The following is a 19304-nucleotide window of genomic DNA, read 5'->3' as shown; positions in this document are numbered from 1 at the left end:
TACAACAATTCGTCGCGGGTGCTCAGAAATGCGGGGACCCGTGCCACTTCCTCTTGCACGGCGGACGGCTTCCGGTGACAGCTTGGGCATGTTCTGGATCGTCGCCGGTTATCTCATTCACGCTGCTACCATCCTCAGGGTGCTGCAACGTCCCCACCGCGATCCGGCGGCGCGGGCGGCCTGGGTTCTGACGGTGCTTGCGCTGCCGTTCGTCGGTGTCGTGGCCTATGTCATGTTCGGAGAGATCCGGCTGGGGCGGCGCCGGAGCGAGCGGCTGCGTCGGGTCAGGCGCAACCTCGCGCGCAACCTGCCCCGGATCGAGGCCTCCGACCCCAAGATGGCGACGCCCTATCCGGCCATGTCGCCGGGCCATGCGGCGCTCTTTCGCGTGGGACAGTCGATCAGCGGCTTCGCGCCCTCGTTTGGCAACAGTGCGACGCTTCTGCCCGACAGCATCGCGAGCATCGACGCGATGATCGAGGACATCGACGCGGCGCGAGACCATGTGCATGTGGAGTTCTACATCTGGGTCGCGGACGAGAGCGGGACGCGGCTGGCCGAGGCGCTGATCCGGGCCGCCGAACGCGGGGTGACGGTGCGCGCGATTGCCGACGACCTTGGGTCGCGGCGGCTTATCCGGGCGCCGATCTGGCAGCGGATGGCGGAATCCGGGGTCGGACTCGCGCGGGCGTCGCAGGTGGGCAATCCGCTCCTCCGGGTGATCGTGGGGCGGATCGACCTGCGCAATCACCGCAAGATCGTGGTGATCGACGGGACCATCACCTACTGTGGCAGCCAGAACGCCGCCCATCCGTCCTTCGTGCAGAAGCGCCGCTATGCGCCCTGGATTGACGTGATAATGCGCTTCACGGGGCCGGTGGCCTGGCAGAACCAGGCGGTGTTCCTGGCGGACTGGCTCGAGAACAAGGACGAGAGCGACGAGATCGGGCATCTGCTCGAAGACCACCGACCGACCCAAGGCAACGGGCTGACCGCGCCCGAGGGTGTCGCGGCGCAGGTGATCGCGACGGGGCCCGGGCTGCGTCCCTCGGCGATGCCGGAGCTTTTCACCTCGCTCATCTATTCGGCGCAGAACGAGCTTTTCATCACGACGCCCTACTATGTGCCCTCGGAGGCGATCCAGTCGGCGCTGGTGGCGGCGGCGAACCGGGGGGTGGCGGTGAAGATGATCTTCCCGGCGCGCAACGACAGCCGCCTCGTGGGTTCGGCGAGCCGGAGCTACTACTACGACCTGATCATGGCGGGGGTGCGGATCTTTGAATACGGGCCCGGGCTTCTGCATTCCAAGACGGTGATCGTGGACGGGACCTATGGGCTCATCGGTTCGGCGAACATGGATCGGCGGAGTTTCGACCTCAATTTCGAGAACAACATCCTCTTCGTGGGGGCGGAACCCGCGACGGCGCTGCGCCGGCGGCAGGAGGACTATCTTGCCGACTGTGTCGAGGTCACGTCGGAGACCATCGCGGGCTGGCATCCGGTCCGGCGGCTTTGGCAGAACGCGGTTGCGATTGCCGGGCCGGTGTTGTGAGGGCTTTGTGAGCGGGTCGGCTTTCGGTTCGCGACGTCCGGCTGGTTGAGTTCGGCTCGGATTTCGCTTCGCGAAATCCGACTGGTTGAGTTTGGTTCGAATTTCGCTTCGCGAAATCCGACCGGCCGGGAGGGCGCTGCCCTCCCGGACCCTCCCGGGATATTTCTGGACCAGAGAAGGGGGCAGGGTCCGTGCGGGATGACGGGGTCAGTCAGAGGATTTTTCGAGGACAAGGAAGGTCATCATGCCGAGGGGCGGCAGGGTGCCTTGCTCTTTGATGACGAGCGAGGGTTCCTGAAGGACCGTTTCGATTTCGAAGTCCGAATGCCAGCCCAGGACGTTCGAGAGGGGCGCGGCGACGCGTTCGACGGCGGCGAGAAAGCCCGTGTCGCGTTTGAAGTGGTTGGTGATGACGACCTCTCCGCCCGGTTTCAGGACGCGGGCGATTTCGGACATGACACGCTCGGGTTCGGGGACGACGGAGAGCACGTGCATGGCGGCGACGGTGTCGAAGCTCGCGTCGGGGAAGTCGAGAGTGCGCGCGTCCATCTGGCGCAGGCTCTTTACGTGGGTGAGGTTCTGGTCCTCGACCTTCTGGCGGGCCTTGCCCAGCATCTCTTCCGAGAAGTCGATGCCGGTGACGGAGAGGTCGGGCTTGTAATGGGCCAGTGACAGGCCGGTGCCGACGCCCACCTCGAGTACGGTGCCGGACCGCGTGCTGATATGGGCCACGGCGCGCCGGCGTCCGGTGTTGGTCACCGCCCCGAAGGTCCGGTCATAGACCGGCGCCCAGCGGGCATAGGATGTCTGAACCGCCTTGATGTCCATCGTCAGATCCTTTTGGTCCTTGCGTCCCGGCCCCGCGAGACGAGACCCCAGATGACCATGCCCACATAGGCGAGGCAGAGAAAGGCCAGCGTGCTCCAGGGCTGGATCATGACCGCCGCCGCGACCACGCCGAAGACGACGAGAAAGGGCTTCACGTTGGCGCGCGAGATGGTGGTCTTCTTGAAGGACCAGGTGGGGATCCGGCTGATCATCAGGAGGCCGACGGCGATCATGTAGAAGCAGATCACGATGCCGGGCAGGATCGGCGCGTCGGAAAAGGCGAAGGACAGGAACATGGGGAGCATCACAAGCATGGCGCCGGCCGGGGCGGGGACACCGGTGAAATAGGCGTTCTGGGGGCAGGGCCGGTCGGGATCCGTGTCGTCGAGGCTGTCGGGGATCTTGTCCGTCACGTTGAACCGGGCGAGGCGCATGACGCAGCAGACGGCATAGGCCAGCACGGCGAGCCAGGCCGCGCTTGGCAGGTCCTGAAGCACCCAGAAATAGAGCACCAGCCCCGGCGCGACCCCGAAGTTCAGGAAATCGGCGAGCGAGTCCAGTTCGGCCCCGAGGCGGCTGTCGCTGCCCAGAAGCCGGGCGATGCGCCCGTCGAGGCCGTCGAGGATGGCGGCGGCGAGGATCAGCTGCACGGCGGTGACGAAATCGCCCTGATAACCTTCGCGCATGGCCGAGAGACCGGCGCATATCGCGGTGATGGTCAGCATGTTGGGCAGAAGCTGGATCAGCGGGAACTCTGTCGGGAGCTTGCCGGAGACATTCGCCATGGTCAGTCCGCCCTGCCGAGGCGGGCGATGGGGGTTTCGCCCGCGATCATGGTCTGGCCGATCTGGACCATGGGGGCGGTGCCTTCGGGGAGGTAGACGTCGAGCCGGGAGCCGAAGCGGATGAGGCCGAAGCGTTCGCCGGTGGACAGGCTGTCGCCCTCGCTCACGAAACAGACGATGCGGCGGGCGACGAGGCCCGCGATCTGGACCACGGCGATGTCCACGCCCTGCGCCGTGCGGATGCGCAGGGAATTGCGCTCGTTGTCCACGCTCGCCTTGTCGAGCGAGGCGTTGAAGAATTTGCCGGGGCGGTAGGCGATGGCCATGACCTCGCCCGCGATGGGGGCGCGGTTCACGTGGCAGTTGAAGACGCTCATGAAGACGCTCACGCGGGTAAGCGGCTGGTCGGACATACCCAGTTCAGCGGGCGGGACGGCGAGTTCGATGAGCGACACGATGCCGTCGGCAGGGCTCACGATGAGGCCCTCGCGCTCCGGGGTCACGCGCTCGGGGTCGCGGAAGAAGTAGTAGCACCAGACGGTCAGGCCGACGCCGATCCAGCCCAGATACTCGGACAGGACGAATAGGACGAGTGTGACGGCGGCGAAGATCGCGACGAACCGGCGCCCTTCGGGGTGCATCGGTTTGAGGAAGGTGTCGCGCATCCGCATGTGGGGCTCCGGGCCAGTGGTCTGTTGAGTGGTTTGTTGACTGCGAGTCAATATCCCCACCTCAATAGGCCGGATCGGGGGGAATGCAAAGGTGGGTCGGGCGCTCGGGCGCAGGATGCGCGGACCGGGTCCGGTCGGGGATCAGCTCCCCGCGCGGGGCAGGTGCCAGCCGCGCCAGACGCTGACCATGCGGAAAAGCGCGGTGAGCGTTGCGGCGGCAAGCGCGGTGGGGCCCTGAGGCAGGTCGAGAAGCTGTCCGAGGACCACGATACCGGCGCCGAGCATCGCGGCGAGGGCGTAGATTTCCTCGCGCAGGACGCGGGGCACTTCGGTGACGAGGAGGTCGCGGATCACCCCGCCACCGACGGCAGAGACCACGCCGAGGAGCATCGCGGGCAGCGGACCTACGCCGAGATCGAGCGCCTTGCGGCAACCGACGACGGCGAAGAGCCCCAGCCCCATCGCATCGAGGACCATGACGGGCTTGGCCACCCAGTCGATCAGGGGATGGGCGAAGAAGGCGAGCGCGGCGGCGGCGAGGGCCGCCAGCACATAGCGGCTGTCGGAGAGCGCGGCGGGCGGCGTCGCGCCCAGCGTGACGTCACGGATCACTCCGCCGAAGAGCGCCGCCGCCCCGGCGAGCACCGCGATCCCGAAGAGATCGAGGTTGCGGCGCACCGCGAGCATGCCGCCGGAGAGACCGAAGACGAAGGTGCCCAGAAGGTCGAGCCAGAGGCTCATCGGCAGCGTGTCCATGCGGGGTCTCCTTGAGCGGTCTTCTGGCGGGCAAGGTCGGCCATGGGCCCACGCCTGTCCAGAGGCCTCTCCCCCCGGGGCACTGGACAATCGGGGCCGGATCGTGCGGCATGGCGAAAAACGGGAGGGTCCCATGACGGACATTCAGGAACGGACCGGCGGCAAGGTGCTGGTGGATCAGCTTCTGATCCATGGGGCCGACTGTGCCTACTGCGTGCCGGGGGAGAGCTACCTCGAGGTGCTGGACGCGCTGCATGACGTGAAGGACCGCTTCACGCTTTACAATGCGCGGCACGAGGCCGGGGCGGCAGACATGGCCGAGGCCTATGGCAAGCTGACCGGACGGCCCGGGATTTGCATGGTGACGCGGGGGCCGGGGGCCTGTCATGCGGCGGTGGGGGTCCATATCGCCTTTCAGGATTCGACGCCGATGATCCTGCTCGTGGGGCAGGTCGGGCGCGACACGATGGACCGGGAGAGTTTCCAGGAGATCGACTATCGCCAGATGTTCGCCCCGGTCGCGAAATGGGCTGCGCAGATCGACCGGGCCGAGCGGATCCCGGAATACATGGCGCGGGCTTTTCGGATGGCGACCTCGGGCCGGCCGGGTCCGGTGGTGTTGGCGCTTCCCGAGGACATGCTGACCGAGGTGGTGCGCGTCGCGGATGCCCGGCCCTTTACGCCGAGCGTGCCGGGGATGACGGCGGGCGAGGCGGAGGCGGTCATGGACACGCTCGCCGGTGCCGCGCGGCCGCTGGTGATCGCGGGCGGGTCGGGGTGGAGCGATGCCGGCACGGCGGCGCTTCTGGACTTCGCGCGGGCCAATGACCTGCCGGTCGCGACGAGCTTCCGGCGGCAGGACGTGATCGACAACCGGTCGGATCATTACGTCGGCGAGTTCGGGACCGGGGTCGCGCCTGCACTCATCCGCCGGGTGGCCGAGGCGGACCTGCTTCTGGTCATCGGGGCGCGGCTGGGGGAGATCACGACACGAACTTATTCGACGCTCTCGGTGCCCAACCCGGCGCAGAGGCTTATCCATATCCATGTCGATGCGAACGAGATCGGGCGGGTCTATGCCCCGGACCTTGGGGTCGTGTCCGGGCCGGAAGCCGCGGTGGAGGCGTTGAGGGCGCAGGCACCGCGACCATCCGATGGCGTATGGAGGGAGACGCTGCGCGGCGAGCACCTTGCCGACATTGATCCTCCGCCGCATGACTTCCCGCTCGACATGGGGCAGGCCATGGCGGAGGTGCGCGATCTGATCCCGGCGGATGCGGTCATCACGCTGGACGCGGGCAACCACACCGGTTGGCCTCAGCGGTTCCTGCGTTTCGGGCGGCCCGGGCGGCAGATCGGCTCGACTTGTGGCTCGATGGGCTATGCGGTTCCGGCGGCCGTGGCTGCGTCGCTCGCAGACCCTTCGCGGCAGGTCGTGGCCTTTGTCGGCGACGGCGGTTTCATGATGTCGGGGATGGAGATCGCGACCGCGGTCCAACACGGCGCGCGACCTATCGTGCTGGTCTTCAACAACGGGACCTATGGGACGATCCGCATGCATCAGGAGCGCGAGCATCCCGGCCGGGTGTCGGGCACAAGGATCATGACCACGGACATCGGGCAGATCGCGACGGGGCTGGGTGCCGCACATACGAGGGTGACGACGACCGAAGCCTTCAAGCCCGCGCTTCTGGCCGCGTTCGACCATGACGGGCCGACGGTGATCGAACTGATGACGGACCCCGACCGGATCTCGACCCGCACGACAATTTCAGCGTTGCGGGGCGGGTGAGGCGGCATTCCTGACGCGCTGCGCGTATCTTTGGTGGCATCGCGTATACAAAACTCGAGGTCCCGGATTCGAGTGGAGGTCCGATCCGTCCCGACAGCGTCGGTCGATTGGGTAGAGGTTTCGTCAATGGGTCATATTGCACCTCTGCGGTCGCGCCAGTGCTGCGACGATAGGCTCGAGATTCAGTAGTTAAAGGCTTGTATCGCGCGTTCTCGCGCACCCTCTATGAAGCACGGGACCCGATTTGGCCAAAACGACACTGCGGCGATCGGTCCAAACAAATTGTGCCATTCAAGCCGTTTACTCGCCGCTTGGGGCCGCGATCCGTTGGTCGGTGATCTCGCGCGATAGGCAGGTCCGGCGCGCTTGTGAAGCAATATCGGAGATTGCAGAAAACACTTGCGTATACAATTTACATATGCTGTGTATTTTTAGACGATGTCGCAGCATTCCGTATTCGCTCTGACAGCCGCACGGTCGGCGCTCCGGGCAGAATGCACAAGGCTGATCCGTAGACCTTCGGGGAGAGAGGGGTGGATCGGCGTTTCACAAGGGAGGAACTCACATGAAATCTGTCAAGACAGCCCTGCGCCTCGGCGCCTTCGGGTTTACCGCCGTCGCGATGACCACGCCGCTCGTTGCACAGGATCTGCGCTACGCGGTCGGACTTCCGGAAAGCAGCTACAACTATGACGGGGCGCTCGCCTTTGCCGAGGAGCTCAAGGAAACGGCCGATATGGACGTGAAGGTCTTCTCCATGTCGCTCCTCTCGCTGGGCGAGATGCTGGGCGGCGTGCGGGACGGGCTCGCGGATGTGGGCTATACGCTCTTCCCCTATTTTCCGGCGGAGTTTTCGGAACTGAACCTCGCCGCGGATCTTGGCATGCTGGCCACTTCCGGGACGCAGGCCACCTATGCCGGCCCGGCCATGATCGGGGCGTCGATGGAATACATCATGCTCAACTGTCCGGACTGCCAGGAACAGCTCAAGGGGCTGAACACGGTCTACCTGTCGGGTGGTGCTGCGATCGACTACGGCTTCGTCTGCAACAAGCCGGTGGCGACCATCGCCGATCTGTCTGGCATGAAGGTGCGCACCGGTGCGGCCGATGCGGGGCGGTTCGTCGAGCATTTTGGCGGCACCCGTGTGGCGCTGTCGGGCAACGAAATCTATGACGCGCTTTCGACCGGCAACGTCGATTGTTCCGCCAATGCGGCCGAGAACCTTGTCGGGCTTCGCTACATCGAGATTGCCGATTACTTCCTCGACGGTATTCCGGGCAGTATGTTCGCCGGTCTAGGCACGGCCAACGTCAACCGGGACACGTGGGCCAACCTGAGCGAAGACCAGCGGCGCGCCGTGATGCATGCGGGTGGCACGCTGGCTCTGACCTCGTGGAAGCTGAACGTGGAGCGCAATGCCGCGGGTGTTCAGGCCTTCGAGGAAGCCGGCAAGACGGTCTTCCGTGCGACCGACGAGGACAAGGCCCTGATCACCGAGTTCGTGGCGCTGGACCAGCCGGTCGTGCGTGAGCAATACGTGAACCAGTACGGGCTTGAAAACGTGGACGAGAAGATCGCCACGATCACCGACCTGATCGAGAAGTGGAAAGGCCTCACGAACGAGACCGATGGCAGCATCGAAGCCCTTCGTCAGCTCTACATCGACGAGATCTACTCCAAGGTCGATGTCGCCACCTACGGCGTCGAATAAGGCACATCCGTTTCGGGTCGGGGCAAGTCCCCGGCCCGCATCGTTCCTAGACAAGACCAGGAAGACGGGCGGACCATGCGCGCAGTTCTAAGAATAATCGACGCGGCCACGCTCGTCATGAGCTGGGTGGCGGCCATCGCGGTCATCGTCATGATGGTGCAGGTGACGGCGGACGTGGTGATGAAGAACCTCTTCAACGCCCCGGTGCCCGCCACGCTCACGCTCGTGTCCAACTACTACATGCCTCTCATCACGTTCCTGCCGCTGGCTTTTGTCGAACGGATCGACAAGCACGTGTCGGTCGAGGTGCTCACGGCCGCCTTTCCGGGCGGCGTGCAGAAGCATCTTTATGGCTGGATCTTTCTCGTCTGCATGATCGTCACCGGCTTTATCGCCTATGCCGTCTGGGACGAGGCGCTGTCGAAATACGCGGCGGGCACGTTCGAGATCGAGCGCGGCCAGAAGATCATCACCTGGCCGGTCCGCTTCTCTGCGCCGCTGGGATACGGGTTCCTGTCGCTCCTCTTCGCGCTCAAGTTCATCGCCTATCTCTTCGGCGCCAATGCGCAGGATGGTGGTCAGAGACTTCGTGCCTTCTCGGAAGAGATCGGAGAGGCGCAATGACCGAACTGACCAATGTCGACATCGGCCTGATCGGGCTGGGTGTCCTTTTTCTGCTGATCCTTCTGCGCGTTCCGATCGCTGTATCGCTGTTCCTCGTGCCTTTCGCGGGCATCTACGCGATGTTCGGCTGGCGGCCGGCCATCGGGGCGCTCAAGACGATCCCCTACGACTTCGCGGCAAGCTGGGAGCTGTCGTCGATCCCGATGTTCCTGCTCATGGGGTATCTCGCCTATCACACGGGGATCACGGCAGGGCTTTTCGAGGCGGCGCGGGCGTGGTTGTCACGGCTTCCTGCCGGTCTTGCTGTCGCGTCGATCTTTGGCGCGTCGGGTTTCGCGGCCGTGACCGGATCGTCGGTCGCCACGGCTGCGGCCATGGGCAAGATCGCGGTGCCGGAGATGCTGCGCCACGGGTATGATCCGCGACTTGCCACCGGCACGGTTGCGGCTTCGGGCACCATCGGGGCGCTCATTCCACCGTCGATCCTGCTCATCCTCTACGGCATCATCGCCGAGGTGCCGATCAACCTTCTGTTCCTTGGGGGAGTCGGCATCGGGCTCTTGTCGGCGCTGTCCTATGTCATCGTGGTCGTGGGCTGGGCCTGGATGGTTCCCGGCGTCGCCCCGCGCGCGACCGAGGCCTTCACCATGCGCGAGAAATTCCGCATGCTGGCCGGTGTGACACCTGCGCTCCTTCTGGCGCTTCTGGTCTTTGGCGGTCTCTTCGCCGGGCTCTTCACCCCGACCGAGGCCGGGGCCGTGGGGGCCGCGCTCTGCACGCTCATCGCGCTGGCGCAGCGCAAGCTGACATGGCGGACGTTCCGGCTGTCGGTGGGCGAGAGCTTCATCACCACCGCGGCGCTTCTGTTCATCGTGATCGGCGCGAACCTTCTGGCGCGCTTCGTGGCGCTCTCCGGTGTGGATGGCTACATCTCGGACGTGGTGAGCGCGGTGTCCTCGTCGCCCTTCCTGTTCCTCATGGCGTTGATGGTGGTCTACCTGATCCTCGGCATGTTCCTGGAGCCCACCGGGGCGATGATCATCACGCTGCCCATCGTGCTGCCGGTCGCCGCGTCGCTGGGCGTGCATGAGCTGTGGCTGGGCATCTTCCTTGCCAAGCTGCTCGAGGTCGGAATGATCACGCCGCCCATCGGGCTCAACGTCTTCGTGCTCAAGAACGTGGTGGACAAGCGGATTTCGCTGGGCGCGATCTTCAAGGGCACGACGCGGTTCCTGATTGCCGATATCGTGGTGCTCTTTTTCATCATCGCGGTGCCGGGTGTCGTGCTGTTCCTGCCGAACCTGATGAATTGAGGAGGAGAGACCATGAAGCTCGCCATATTTTCCGCCACCGGGGATCAGGGGCTGGCGCAGGTCAAGGCCGCGCTCGCCGCCGGTCACACGCCCATCGCCATCGCGCGCAATCCGGCGGGCGCCGGTCTGCCCGAGGGCGCGGTGCCGCGCGCGGTGAATTACGACGATCACAAGAGCCTCGTCGCGGCGATGGAGGGGGCGGATGCCGTCCTTCTGAACCTGCCTTCGACCTCGTTTCAAGCCGCCGAGCCGCTTTTGGCCGCGACCGAGGTGATCGCGAAGGCGGCTTCCGAGAACCCTACGGTGAAGATGCTCGTCTTCAACACCTCGATGCCGCTGCCCGACGAGATGATGGACATCAAGGCGCAGGATGCGCGGCTCGAGATGCGCCATATCGTGATGGGGGCGGGAGTGCCTGCGGTGACGATCCAGCCGGTCGTCTATCTCGACAACCTGCTGAAGGCCTGGGCCTGGCCCGAGATCGCGGGGGATCACCTGATCCATTATCCACACCGCGAAGACCTCGACGTCTGCTGGATCTGCCATGACGATCTGGCAAAACTGATGATCGCGGCTGCCGAGCGCCCGCACCTGGCCGGGCGGATTTTCCCGGTCGGCGGGCCGGAGGCGATCCGGGGACCGGACCTTGCACGCCGTCTGGGCCGGGTCTGGGACATGCCGCTTCGGTTCAAGTCGATGCCGGTCGAAACCTGCGGCGAGGTCATGGCGAACGTGTTCTCGCAGACCGCGACGCTCGAGCGCGACACGCTCGCCCGCGAGATGACGAAGAAATACACCTGGTACAATGACCCGGTGGCGAAGCCCTTTTCGGTCGACATGGGGCCTGTGTTGGCCGAATTGCCGGTGACGCTCACCTCGCTGGAAGACTGGGCGGCGCGGCAGGAGTTACCCGCGCTCGCCTGATGGCACATGGCGTTGCTCGCGCACCCTGTAGGCGCGGTGCGCGAAACGCCAGTGGCCGTCACGCTTGTCCATCAGGTCATCGTATTCCCCGACCTGAAGACGCTGCGCACCCTCGATCGTCGTGAGATATTCGGTCGTATAGACGCGGAGCCGTGCCCGGTCGCCGTCGATGTCCATCGTCCCGACCTGCGCGAAGAAATGGATCTGGGAATAGCCCGCCATGGCCCCTTCCCACGTCGTCAGGATCTCCTGCGCGCCCTCGATCCTGCGGTCGTAGATCGTCCAGAGAGCGTCGGGCCACCAGCAGTCGATCCAAGCCGCCCCGCCACGCCGGTTCACCGCGTCACAATAGAGTTCGATCCGCCGGCGAATGTCGTTCTCGTCACTCATCTGGTTCCTCCTGTCCAATCATCTTAATCCACTCTCAATAATACAAATTGGTGGTTATAAATATGCAAAACTGCGAGGATGGCGCAAAATCATGGAGAGAAACATGGACCGACTTTGCCTTCACCAGCTTGCCGCCGCGGGGAGCCAGCCGGAAGAGCTTGTGGACATCGCCGCACAGAACGGCGTGCCTGCCGTGTCGCTCTTCGTGACACGCTCGGCTCGTTCAGGCAGCCCCTTTGTCGAGACCGAGACACAAGCCAAGGCCCTGCGCGCGCAGGCGGATCGGCTGGGCGTCGAGTTCTATGGGATGGACGTATTCTCGCTGCCCGACAGCTACACCCCCGACATGTTCGACGCGAACCTCGACGTGGCCGCGATCCTTGGCGGCAAGCGCATCACGGTCACCTTGGAAAAGCAGGACCTGAGCCGCGCGCGCGACACCTTCGATGCCTTTGCCCTGCGCGCCAAGGACCGCGGGATCGAACCGCATCTGGAGTTCCACGCCTTTGGGCTGATCAACACCTTGCCGCAGGCCGAGGATTTCCTGCTGTCGATCGACTACCCGGCGACGATTTCCGCCGACATCCTGCATTTCTACCGCAACGAGGGCGGGCTCGAGTCGCTTTATGCGCCGCGCCGCGCACCTATCGGGCACGGCCAGCTCTGCGACGGCCCCCTGTCCCGGCCCGAGGATGAATGGCTGCACGAGGCGGTGGCGGACCGGCGTTATCCGGGAGACGGCGAGTTTGACGTGATCCGGTTTCTGCGTGGCCTGCCCGACGATGTGCGCATCGACATCGAAGCGCCCTGTTCGCATCCGCGCCTCGCCGGATGGACGCCCGCGCAAAAGGCGGCGGAGGCGATCCGGATGGCCCGCATCGCGATGGCTGCGGCGTTCGAGGAGGCGTGACGTGACCCAGCCCAACAAGCGAAACACGATCATCTGGCGCAGGGACGACATGACGCCCGCCGCCTTCCACGCGCATTGGTCCGGACCTCATGCCGACATCGCGCGGGAGCTGCCGGACCTCGTCTGGTATATCCAGAACCACGTGATCCGGCCACTTGCGTCCAGTCCGGGCATAAACTCGACCTGCGACGGGATCGCCGAGATCGCCTATGGCGTGAGCGCGGGGATCCTTGACAAGATCGAGGGCTGGGACCGGGTTGCGGAGCTTCGGGCCGACGAGGCGCGGTTCCTGTCGAACCGGCTCGGGTGCTGGTCGGTCCGCCAGGAGGACAGCCAGGCACCGAGCCTGCGCCGGGTCGTGGCCCATGTGTCAGAAGCAGAGGACGTCGCGGTCGAGACGGCTCTCGCCCGGATCGGGCAGGTGGTTGCCTGTCACGGCGAACGCACCGTGGGCCGCATCGACACCCCCGATGCCGCCGAAGAGAAGGGCGAGGTTCCCGGCTGGTTCCTCTTTGCCGAATTGCCCCTTGGCGCGGGGGCCGCCGATCTTCTGGCGCCGGAGGGGCCGATCCTCGAACCGCTTGCCCTGTCCGGCGGAGGGTTCGCCGCCTATCTGACCTATACCGAGGCGAAGCGGGTCCCCATGGACGCCTGAGGGGTCGGGCGACGCCGGCTTGCCCTTGCTCCGGTCGCGGTCTTTACTCGGGCTGTGAGGCAGGACTGGAAAAAGGCGGACAGAACCGATGAAGATCGACCTCAACGCCGACCTTGGCGAAGGCTTCGGGGCCTGGGCGATGGCGGAGGACGCCGCGATGTTCGACATCGTGACCAGCGCCAATATCGCCTGTGGCGGCCATGCGGGCGATCCGGACACGATGGCCACAGCGACCCGTGTCGCGCGGGAGAAGGGCGTCGTGATCGGGGCGCATCCGGGCTATGCGGACCTTTCCGGGTTCGGCCGCCGGGTGATCCCGATGACGCCGGATCAGATCGCGGCGATGGTCGCGGTCCAGATCGGGGCGCTGAAGGGGGCGGCGGGCCTGACGCAGGGCCAGGTGCGCTATGTCAAACCGCATGGCGCGCTGGCCAATCTGGCGGCGGCCGACCGGGAGGTGGCGGGCGCGATCCTTGGTGCCGTGAGGGCCATTGACACCGCGCTTCCGATCCTTGCGATTTCGGGGACCGTGCTGGACAGGCTGTCGCGGGAGGCGGGGCATCCGACCTTTTCCGAGGTTTTCGCCGACCGGGCCTATCAAGCCGACGGTCAGCTCGTGCCGCGCGGCACCCCCGGCGCGGTGCTGCACGACACGGACGAGATCGTTGCGCGGATGTTGTCGATGCTCGAAAGCGGCGAGATGCCGGTGCTGGGAGGCGGGCGGATCCGGCTGGCGGCCGACTCGATCTGTCTCCATGGCGACACGCCGGGTGCTCTAGACACGGCCGGCGTTCTTCGCCGCGCGCTTGAAGGGGCGGGCGTGAGTGTCGCGCCCTTCGTGGCGGTGGAGGGATGACGCAAGCGCCCCCAGAACAGGAGGATTTCCCCAGCTTTCGCGCGGTCGGAGATTGCGGGCTGCTAGTTACATACGGCACCGTATCTTCTGACGCCGTCGCGCAGCAAATCCTCACCCTCGACCGCAGGATCGCAGAAGCGCCGCCCCCCGGCGTTTGCGAGGTCGTGCCTGCGATGGTCAATCTCCTCGTGGTGTTCGATCCGCTCGTGACGGATCATGACAGCCTGACGGAGTCTGTCCGCGCGCTTGCCCGTGACGCGGCGACGGACGATCTGGCCGGAACGGAGCGGGTGGTGGAGGTCTGCTTCGACGACGATTTCGCGCCCGATCTGCGGGCGGTGGCCACGGCCAAATCCCTGTCGGAAGAGGCGGTCTGCGAGCGGTTTCTTAACGGCGATTTCCGGGTGCGCATGTACGGCTTCGCGCCGGGCTACGCCTACATGTCCGGCGTGCCCGAGGCGATCCGCGTGCCGCGCAAGTCCGCCGCGGTGCGCGATGTGCCCGCGGGCAGCGTGATCATCGCGGGCGAACAATGCCTCGTCACCACGCTGACGATGCCGACGGGATGGTCGATCATCGGCCGCTCGCCGACGAAGGTCCTGTCGCGGGGTTCCGAGCGACCTTTCCTGTTCGACGTCGGCGACCCGGTCCGGTTTCGCCGGATTTCACGCGCGGAGTATGAGGTGCGGATGGGTGAGGGCCATGGTTGAGGCGGTGCTGAAGGTCACTCAGGCCGGGCCGCATGTGTCCTATCAGGACCGGGGTCGCGTGGGATACCTGCGCTTCGGGGTTCCGGCCTCCGGGCCGATGGACCGCTTCGCACATGATGCCGCGCTCGCCGCGTTGGGACTGAGTGCCGATGCGACGGCCATCGAGGTGTCGATGGGGGGCCTATTGCTGACCTGCCAGAGGGGCGAAGTGGCTTTCGCGGTCTGTGGCGGCGGTTTCACCGTCGAGGTCGACGGGCAGCGCGCCGGCTCATGGACGGTGGGGCGGCTGACCGAGGGCGGTCGGCTGACGATCCGGCCCGGAGGCTTTGGCAATTGGTGCACGCTTGCCTTTGCCGGGAGCCTTCGCACCGAGCGCTGGCTGGGTCATGGCGCCACCCATGCGGCGTCGGGCCTAGGGGGTGGGGTGGTGACGAGCGGCAGCGTGATCACGATTGACGATGCCCGGACGGTGCCCGAGCGGGAGGGCGTTATCGCAACGGAACTGAGCGATGGTCTTGGCCGGGATCCGGTGGAGGTCCCCGTCGTCATGGGCCCGCAGGAAGCGGCCTTCGCGCCCGATGCGCTCGAGGCCTTCGTGACCGGGCCATTCGGGGTCACTCCGGTATTCGACCGGATGGGGATGCGGCTCGACGGCCCCGCGCTCGACCTGGCCGACGCGCTGTCGATCCCTTCGGAACCCGCGCTGCGGGGCGCGGTGCAGGTCGCGGGCGATGGGGTGGCGAGCGTGCTGCTGGCGGATCACCAGACCACGGGGGGCTATCCCAAGATCGCGACGATCCCCATGCACCATACCGACCGACTGGCGCAGGCCCGGCCGGGCCAGAAACTGCGTTTCAAGCCCGTGACCCCGCAGGAGGCCATTGCCGAAAGCAGGCGCGTGGCGCTGCGGCGCAAAGATGCGATGGACCGGATCGCGACGCCGCGCGGGTCCCTGTCTGAACGCCTGATGCGCGAGAACCTGATCAGCGGGATCGTCGGCGAAGAGACGTGAGGGAGGTCTGTTGGTGTCGGGGATCAGCTGAAGCTGTCAGAGCCGTTCGAGCGCGATGGCAATGCCCTGACCGACGCCGATGCACATGGTCGAGAGCGAGATCTCGCCGGGCTTCAGGTCGAGCATGGCCGAGCCGGTGATCCGCGCGCCCGACATCCCGAGCGGATGGCCGAGCGCGATTGCACCGCCATTGGGGTTCACGCGGGGGTCGTCGTGGGCGATGCCGAGATCGCGCAGCGTGGCGAGACCCTGAGAGGCGAACGCCTCGTTCAGTTCGATCACGGCGAAGTCGTCGGCGGTGAGCCCGAGCCGCGCCATCAGTTTCTTTGACGCGGGTGCCGGTCCGAACCCCATGATGCGAGGCGCGACCCCGGCCGTCGCGCCGCCCAGAACCCGGGCGATGGGGCTAAGGCCATGCGTTTGCGCCGCCGCCTCCGAGGCGAGGATCAGCGCCGCCGCCCCGTCGTTCACGCCCGAGGCATTGCCGGCGGTCACGGTGCCATCCGCGCGCACGATGGGTTTGAGCGCTGCGAGTTTGTCGAGCGAGGTGGCGCGGGGGTGTTCATCGGTATCGACCACGGTATCGCCCTTGCGGGACTTGATCGTCACCGGAACGATCTCGCGCGCGAGCCGACCCGAGGCCTGGGCCGCTGCCGCCTTGTCCTGTGACCGGAGCGCGAAGGCGTCCTGGTCGGCGCGGCTGACGCCAAAGTCATCGGCCACGTTCTCGGCCGTTTCGGGCATGGACTCGACGCCGTACTGCGCCTTCATCACCGGGTTGATGAACCGCCAGCCGATAGTGGTGTCATGGACCGCGTTCGCGCGGGAATAGGCGCTTTCCGCCTTGGGCATGACGAAGGGCGCGCGCGACATGCTTTCGACGCCGCCCGCGATGGCGAGGTCGATCTCGCCCGCGCGGATCGCCCGTGCCGCGGTGATGACAGCATCCATGCCGGAGCCGCAGAGCCGGTTCATCGTCGTGCCGGGCACTGCGTCGGGCAGGCCGGCGAGCAGTGCCGACATGCGCGCGACGTTGCGGTTGTCCTCCCCCGCCTGGTTGGCGCAGCCGTAGAAGACCTCGTCCACCGCGGCCCAGTCCACACCCGTGTTGCGGCCCATGAGCGCGGTGATGGGGACCGCGCCCAGATCGTCGGTGCGCACCGGGGCGAGGGCGCCACCGAAGCGGCCGATGGGGGTTCGGATATAGTCGCAGATAAAGACGTCGGTCATGCCAGGTCCTCGGGACAGATCAGGTCGGCCACGTTGCCATCGGTGTGCAAAGGCGCGCCGGTCAGGGATTGCAGGGTGTCCATGGAGACGGCGGGGACCTTTTCACGCAGGACGAAATGCCCGTCCTGCACATCCACCACGGCGAGCGACGTGTAGATGCGCGTGACGCAGGCGACGCCGGTCAAGGGGAGGGAGCAGGCCGTGACCAGCTTGGGGTCGCCCCTTTTCGTCACGTGGTCGGTCAGCACGGCGATGCGTCTGGCGGATTGCACCAGGTCCATCGCCCCGCCGACGGCGGGAATGCCGCCCTTGCCGGTCGACCAGTTCGCGAGGTCGCCATTCTGCGCGACCTCGTAGGCACCGAGGATCGCGACGTCGAGGTGGCCGCCGCGCACCATGGCGAAGCTGTCGGCATGGTGGAAAAAGGAGGTGCCGGGTTTCAGGGTGATCGCCTTTTTCCCGGCGTTGATCAGGTCCCAGTCTTCCGCGCCGGGGGCCGGAGCCTCGCCGAAGTCGAGAACGCCGTTCTCGGTGTGGAAAATTGCCTGTTTACCCAGCGGCTGAAAGCGGGCGACCATTTCGGGAAAGCCGATGCCGAGGTTGACATAAGCGCCGTCCTCGATGTCCTGTGCCGCGCGCCAGGCGATCTGGGCGTTGGAAAGCTTTTTGGCGTCAAGATCGGTCATGGATAGACGGCCTCCGCCCGGTTCAGGTCTTCTTCCTGCGCCGCGTTCGCGACCTCGACCAGCCTCTGCACGAAGATGCCCGGCGTGATCACATGTTCAGGGTCGATCCCGCCCAGGGGGACGATCTTCGACACCTGCGCGATGGTCACGTTGGCGGCCATGGCCATCACCGGATTGAAGTTCCGTCCGGCCATCCGGTAGGTCAAGTTGCCGTGCGGGTCGCCAAGCTCGCCCTTGACGAGCGCATAATCGGCCTTGAGCCAGCGCTCCTGCACATAGGACCGGCCGTCAAAGACCTCGACCGGCTTGCCCTCGGCCACGTCGGTGCCGAAGGCGGTCGGTGTGTAGAACGCCGGGATGCCCGCGCCTCCGGCCCGGATCCGTTCGGCCAGCGTGCCCTGGGGGACGATCTCGAGCGCGATCTTGCCGGCCGTGTAGGCCTCGACAAAGACGGTGGGATCGGCCGAGCGCGGGAAGGAACAGATCAGCTTGTCCACCTGTCCCTGTTCGATGAGCGCGGCGAGACCCACATGGCCGTTGCCCGCGTTGTTGTTCACCACGGTAAGGTGTTTCGCGCCATGGTCGATCAGGGCGTGGATCAGCTCGATCGGCGCCCGCTACGCCGACCACAAAGCTCCGCCGGTGCCGCTCGCGCATCTGCGACGCGACTACGAGGCAGGCACGCCGCCCGCCGCGCGGACCTTTTCCTTCATGGCCGACGAACAGCACCTGAAAGAGGCGATGGCGCTGACCGCCGGGATGATCACGATGATCGACGACGCGGTGGGCGAGATTCTCGATGCCCTGGAGGCTTCGGGCCGGGCCGGGAACACGGTCGTGATCTTTACCTCGGACCACGGCGATTACCTTGGCGACAGCGATCTCTTGCTCAAGGGGCCGTGGATGCGCGAGTCGATCAACAAGGTGCCGCTGGTCTGGAGCGATCCTGCCGTCGCGGATCAGCCCGCGCGGTGTGCTGCCCTGACCTCGACCGTCGACATCGCGCCCACGATCCTCGCGCGGGCCGGGCTGACGCCCTATAATGGCGTGCAGGGGCAATCGTTCCTGCCTGTGCTGGAGGGCGCAGAAGGCGAACGGACCGAGATCATGGTGGAATACAACGACGCCAACGCGCGGCAGGGCTATCAGGCACCTGCCCGGATCAGGTCGCTGGTCACCGAGGACTGGACGCTGGTCGTGCCGGGCGGGGAAGGTTGGGGCGAACTTTATGACCGCAAGGCCGACCCCGAGAACATCGACAACAAGTGGGACGATCCGGCCTATGCCGAGGTTCAGGCCAGTCTGACCCGGCGGCTTCTGGACCGGATGATCGGCCAGATGGACGAAAGCCCGCGGGCGATCCATCCGGCGTGACGGGTCGAGGTGATGACGGTGCCGTGTGCGGTCGGCGCTCGTTGGCCAGCGCCCGCAACTGCTCACGGCGCTCGATGTCCGGCGTACGCCGCGCGTTGTAGCGGACCACCCGTGCGATCCGCCCCGACAAGATGCACGATCGCCTCGCGCATAACAGCGGGCGTCACCAAATCTGCGAGACTCAGCTTCTTGCTCGGCCCACGGCTTCTTGAGCGGCACATTCGCACTCTCTGAGCGACGCACTGATGAAGAACGGCCGGTGGCGGAAATGATCCAGCGAGCAGGCCCGCCAATACGGCCGCTATGGCTATCGCCGCATCACGACCCTGCTGAGAGAGACAGCTTGGAAAGTGAACGACAACTGCCAAGATACCACAGTTCCCCAATTTCTTCTACCAGCGTCTGAAGCACCAGTTCCAAAGGCTAGTCCTACAGAGTCGAGGTAAGACACGCGCATACCAACGCCTCACGGCCATGCCTGAGCATGGTCTGCAAGAGGTTCAGATCGACGAGGCCCTAATG

The 19304-nt window shown here is 65.8% G+C and carries 19 protein-coding genes and 2 pseudogenes; 13 read left to right on the top strand and 8 right to left on the bottom strand.

Features of this window, described 5'->3' with window-relative positions; translation table 11 throughout:
* The first annotated feature begins 88 nt into the window (after positions 1–88).
* Positions 89–1552 (top strand): cardiolipin synthase, encoded by a 1464-nt coding sequence (gene cls, locus KJP29_RS00485; RefSeq protein ID WP_255553371.1) that lies wholly within the window; start codon positions 89–91, stop codon positions 1550–1552.
* A 207-nt stretch (positions 1553–1759) separates the two neighbouring features.
* On the opposite strand, the gene KJP29_RS00480 is transcribed toward cls, so the two are convergent.
* The 4 genes from KJP29_RS00480 to KJP29_RS00465 all read right to left on the bottom strand — a co-directional run bounded on the left by KJP29_RS00480 (position 1760) and on the right by KJP29_RS00465 (position 4592).
* Positions 1760–2380, bottom strand: coding sequence for a class I SAM-dependent methyltransferase (locus KJP29_RS00480; protein WP_218461572.1), 621 nt, complete (start codon positions 2378–2380; stop codon positions 1760–1762).
* Between the two features lie 2 nt (positions 2381–2382).
* Entirely contained in the window at positions 2383–3165 is a 783-nt protein-coding gene (locus tag KJP29_RS00475) for a phosphatidylcholine/phosphatidylserine synthase (protein ID WP_218461571.1), read from the bottom strand.
* Positions 3166–3167: 2 nt separating this feature from the next.
* The gene (locus KJP29_RS00470; protein ID WP_218461570.1) at positions 3168–3836 is read right to left on the bottom strand and encodes a phosphatidylserine decarboxylase; all 669 of its coding nucleotides are present in this window, start codon (positions 3834–3836) and stop codon (positions 3168–3170) included.
* A gap of 141 nt (positions 3837–3977) precedes the next feature.
* Positions 3978–4592, bottom strand: coding sequence for a trimeric intracellular cation channel family protein (locus KJP29_RS00465; protein WP_218461569.1), 615 nt, complete (start codon positions 4590–4592; stop codon positions 3978–3980).
* A gap of 133 nt (positions 4593–4725) precedes the next feature.
* Between KJP29_RS00465 and KJP29_RS00460 the strand changes: the two genes are divergently transcribed.
* The 5 genes from KJP29_RS00460 to KJP29_RS00440 all read left to right on the top strand — a co-directional run bounded on the left by KJP29_RS00460 (position 4726) and on the right by KJP29_RS00440 (position 10959).
* The gene (locus tag KJP29_RS00460) at positions 4726–6384 is read left to right on the top strand and encodes a thiamine pyrophosphate-dependent enzyme (protein ID WP_218461568.1); all 1659 of its coding nucleotides are present in this window, start codon (positions 4726–4728) and stop codon (positions 6382–6384) included.
* A gap of 565 nt (positions 6385–6949) precedes the next feature.
* Positions 6950–8098: a C4-dicarboxylate TRAP transporter substrate-binding protein gene (locus KJP29_RS00455; RefSeq protein ID WP_218461567.1), complete on the top strand. Its 1149-nt coding sequence runs from the start codon at positions 6950–6952 to the stop codon at positions 8096–8098.
* A 75-nt stretch (positions 8099–8173) separates the two neighbouring features.
* Entirely contained in the window at positions 8174–8722 is a 549-nt protein-coding gene (locus tag KJP29_RS00450) for a TRAP transporter small permease (protein WP_218461566.1), read from the top strand.
* Positions 8719–10035, top strand: a complete 1317-nt coding sequence (locus tag KJP29_RS00445) for a TRAP transporter large permease (RefSeq protein WP_370630747.1) — start codon at positions 8719–8721, stop codon at positions 10033–10035. Before KJP29_RS00450 ends, KJP29_RS00445 begins: the two co-directional genes overlap by 4 nt.
* A gap of 12 nt (positions 10036–10047) precedes the next feature.
* Positions 10048–10959 (top strand): SDR family oxidoreductase, encoded by a 912-nt coding sequence (locus KJP29_RS00440; protein WP_218461565.1) that lies wholly within the window; start codon positions 10048–10050, stop codon positions 10957–10959.
* Here the strand turns inward: KJP29_RS00440 and KJP29_RS00435 are convergent.
* A complete protein-coding gene (locus tag KJP29_RS00435; protein ID WP_218461564.1) occupies positions 10942–11349 on the bottom strand; it encodes a nuclear transport factor 2 family protein in 408 nt (135 codons plus the stop codon). The two genes, KJP29_RS00440 and KJP29_RS00435, sit on opposite strands and share 18 nt — an antisense overlap.
* 103 nt (positions 11350–11452) lie before the next feature.
* Here KJP29_RS00435 and KJP29_RS00430 point away from each other — a divergent pair, with 103 nt between their 5' ends.
* From KJP29_RS00430 to KJP29_RS00410, 5 genes are all read left to right on the top strand, one after another.
* Positions 11453–12259 (top strand): sugar phosphate isomerase/epimerase, encoded by an 807-nt coding sequence (locus tag KJP29_RS00430; RefSeq protein WP_218461563.1) that lies wholly within the window; start codon positions 11453–11455, stop codon positions 12257–12259.
* 1 nt (position 12260) lies between these two features.
* Positions 12261–12914, top strand: coding sequence for an EthD domain-containing protein (locus tag KJP29_RS00425; protein WP_218461562.1), 654 nt, complete (start codon positions 12261–12263; stop codon positions 12912–12914).
* A gap of 88 nt (positions 12915–13002) precedes the next feature.
* Complete coding sequence (locus tag KJP29_RS00420; RefSeq protein WP_218461561.1) at positions 13003–13770, top strand: LamB/YcsF family protein; 768 nt, start codon at positions 13003–13005, stop codon at positions 13768–13770.
* The gene (locus tag KJP29_RS00415) at positions 13767–14480 is read left to right on the top strand and encodes an allophanate hydrolase subunit 1 (RefSeq protein WP_218461560.1); all 714 of its coding nucleotides are present in this window, start codon (positions 13767–13769) and stop codon (positions 14478–14480) included. Before KJP29_RS00420 ends, KJP29_RS00415 begins: the two co-directional genes overlap by 4 nt.
* Complete coding sequence (locus KJP29_RS00410; protein WP_218461559.1) at positions 14473–15492, top strand: biotin-dependent carboxyltransferase family protein; 1020 nt, start codon at positions 14473–14475, stop codon at positions 15490–15492. The genes KJP29_RS00415 and KJP29_RS00410 overlap by 8 nt, the downstream gene beginning before the upstream one ends.
* 36 nt (positions 15493–15528) lie before the next feature.
* Here the strand turns inward: KJP29_RS00410 and pcaF are convergent, their stop codons facing one another.
* The 3 genes and pseudogenes from pcaF to KJP29_RS00395 form a co-directional block, all read right to left on the bottom strand.
* Positions 15529–16722, bottom strand: coding sequence for a 3-oxoadipyl-CoA thiolase (pcaF, locus tag KJP29_RS00405; RefSeq protein WP_218461558.1), 1194 nt, complete (start codon positions 16720–16722; stop codon positions 15529–15531).
* Positions 16719–17408 (bottom strand): 3-oxoacid CoA-transferase subunit B, encoded by a 690-nt coding sequence (locus KJP29_RS00400; RefSeq protein ID WP_218461557.1) that lies wholly within the window; start codon positions 17406–17408, stop codon positions 16719–16721. The genes pcaF and KJP29_RS00400 overlap by 4 nt, the downstream gene beginning before the upstream one ends.
* Positions 17405–18022 (bottom strand): annotated as a pseudogene (locus KJP29_RS00395) (3-oxoacid CoA-transferase subunit A); the annotation flags it as partial. The gene KJP29_RS00400 and the pseudogene KJP29_RS00395, both read right to left, overlap by 4 nt.
* On the opposite strand from KJP29_RS00395, the gene KJP29_RS00390 reads away from it, so the two are divergent.
* Positions 17919–18782 carry a sulfatase/phosphatase domain-containing protein gene (locus tag KJP29_RS00390; protein WP_255553369.1) on the top strand — a complete coding sequence of 288 codons (864 nt, stop codon included), beginning with the start codon at positions 17919–17921 and terminating at the stop codon, positions 18780–18782. The pseudogene KJP29_RS00395 and the gene KJP29_RS00390 sit on opposite strands and share 104 nt — an antisense overlap.
* A 238-nt stretch (positions 18783–19020) precedes the next feature.
* Positions 19021–19141 (top strand): annotated as a pseudogene (locus tag KJP29_RS19275) (IS3 family transposase); the annotation flags it as partial.
* Between the last annotated feature and the right edge of the window lie 163 nt (positions 19142–19304).

The organism is Maritimibacter sp. DP1N21-5, assembly GCF_019218295.1.
Lineage (GTDB): Bacteria > Pseudomonadota > Alphaproteobacteria > Rhodobacterales > Rhodobacteraceae > Maritimibacter.
This window is presented reverse-complemented; position numbering and strand designations above follow the sequence as displayed.

Bases quoted from the DNA above. Each gene is read 5' to 3' on its own strand.
- KJP29_RS00470 (WP_218461570.1), bottom strand. From the start codon at position 3,836: ATGCGGATGCGCGACACCTTCCTCAAACCGATGCACCCCGAAGGGCGC.
- KJP29_RS00415 (WP_218461560.1), top strand. From the start codon at position 13,767: ATGACGCAAGCGCCCCCAGAACAGGAGGATTTCCCCAGCTTTCGCGCG.
- KJP29_RS00480 (WP_218461572.1), bottom strand. From the start codon at position 2,380: ATGGACATCAAGGCGGTTCAGACATCCTATGCCCGCTGGGCGCCGGTC.
- KJP29_RS00450 (WP_218461566.1), top strand. From the start codon at position 8,174: ATGCGCGCAGTTCTAAGAATAATCGACGCGGCCACGCTCGTCATGAGC.
- KJP29_RS00455 (WP_218461567.1), top strand. From the start codon at position 6,950: ATGAAATCTGTCAAGACAGCCCTGCGCCTCGGCGCCTTCGGGTTTACC.
- KJP29_RS00440 (WP_218461565.1), top strand. From the start codon at position 10,048: ATGAAGCTCGCCATATTTTCCGCCACCGGGGATCAGGGGCTGGCGCAG.
- cls (WP_255553371.1), top strand. From the start codon at position 89: ATGTTCTGGATCGTCGCCGGTTATCTCATTCACGCTGCTACCATCCTC.
- KJP29_RS00435 (WP_218461564.1), bottom strand. From the start codon at position 11,349: ATGAGTGACGAGAACGACATTCGCCGGCGGATCGAACTCTATTGTGAC.
- KJP29_RS00400 (WP_218461557.1), bottom strand. From the start codon at position 17,408: ATGACCGATCTTGACGCCAAAAAGCTTTCCAACGCCCAGATCGCCTGG.
- KJP29_RS00430 (WP_218461563.1), top strand. From the start codon at position 11,453: ATGGACCGACTTTGCCTTCACCAGCTTGCCGCCGCGGGGAGCCAGCCG.
- KJP29_RS00445 (WP_370630747.1), top strand. From the start codon at position 8,719: ATGACCGAACTGACCAATGTCGACATCGGCCTGATCGGGCTGGGTGTC.
- KJP29_RS00390 (WP_255553369.1), top strand. From the start codon at position 17,919: ATGAGCGCGGCGAGACCCACATGGCCGTTGCCCGCGTTGTTGTTCACC.
- KJP29_RS00475 (WP_218461571.1), bottom strand. From the start codon at position 3,165: ATGGCGAATGTCTCCGGCAAGCTCCCGACAGAGTTCCCGCTGATCCAG.
- pcaF (WP_218461558.1), bottom strand. From the start codon at position 16,722: ATGACCGACGTCTTTATCTGCGACTATATCCGAACCCCCATCGGCCGC.
- KJP29_RS00460 (WP_218461568.1), top strand. From the start codon at position 4,726: ATGACGGACATTCAGGAACGGACCGGCGGCAAGGTGCTGGTGGATCAG.
- KJP29_RS00420 (WP_218461561.1), top strand. From the start codon at position 13,003: ATGAAGATCGACCTCAACGCCGACCTTGGCGAAGGCTTCGGGGCCTGG.
- KJP29_RS00465 (WP_218461569.1), bottom strand. From the start codon at position 4,592: ATGGACACGCTGCCGATGAGCCTCTGGCTCGACCTTCTGGGCACCTTC.
- KJP29_RS00410 (WP_218461559.1), top strand. From the start codon at position 14,473: ATGGTTGAGGCGGTGCTGAAGGTCACTCAGGCCGGGCCGCATGTGTCC.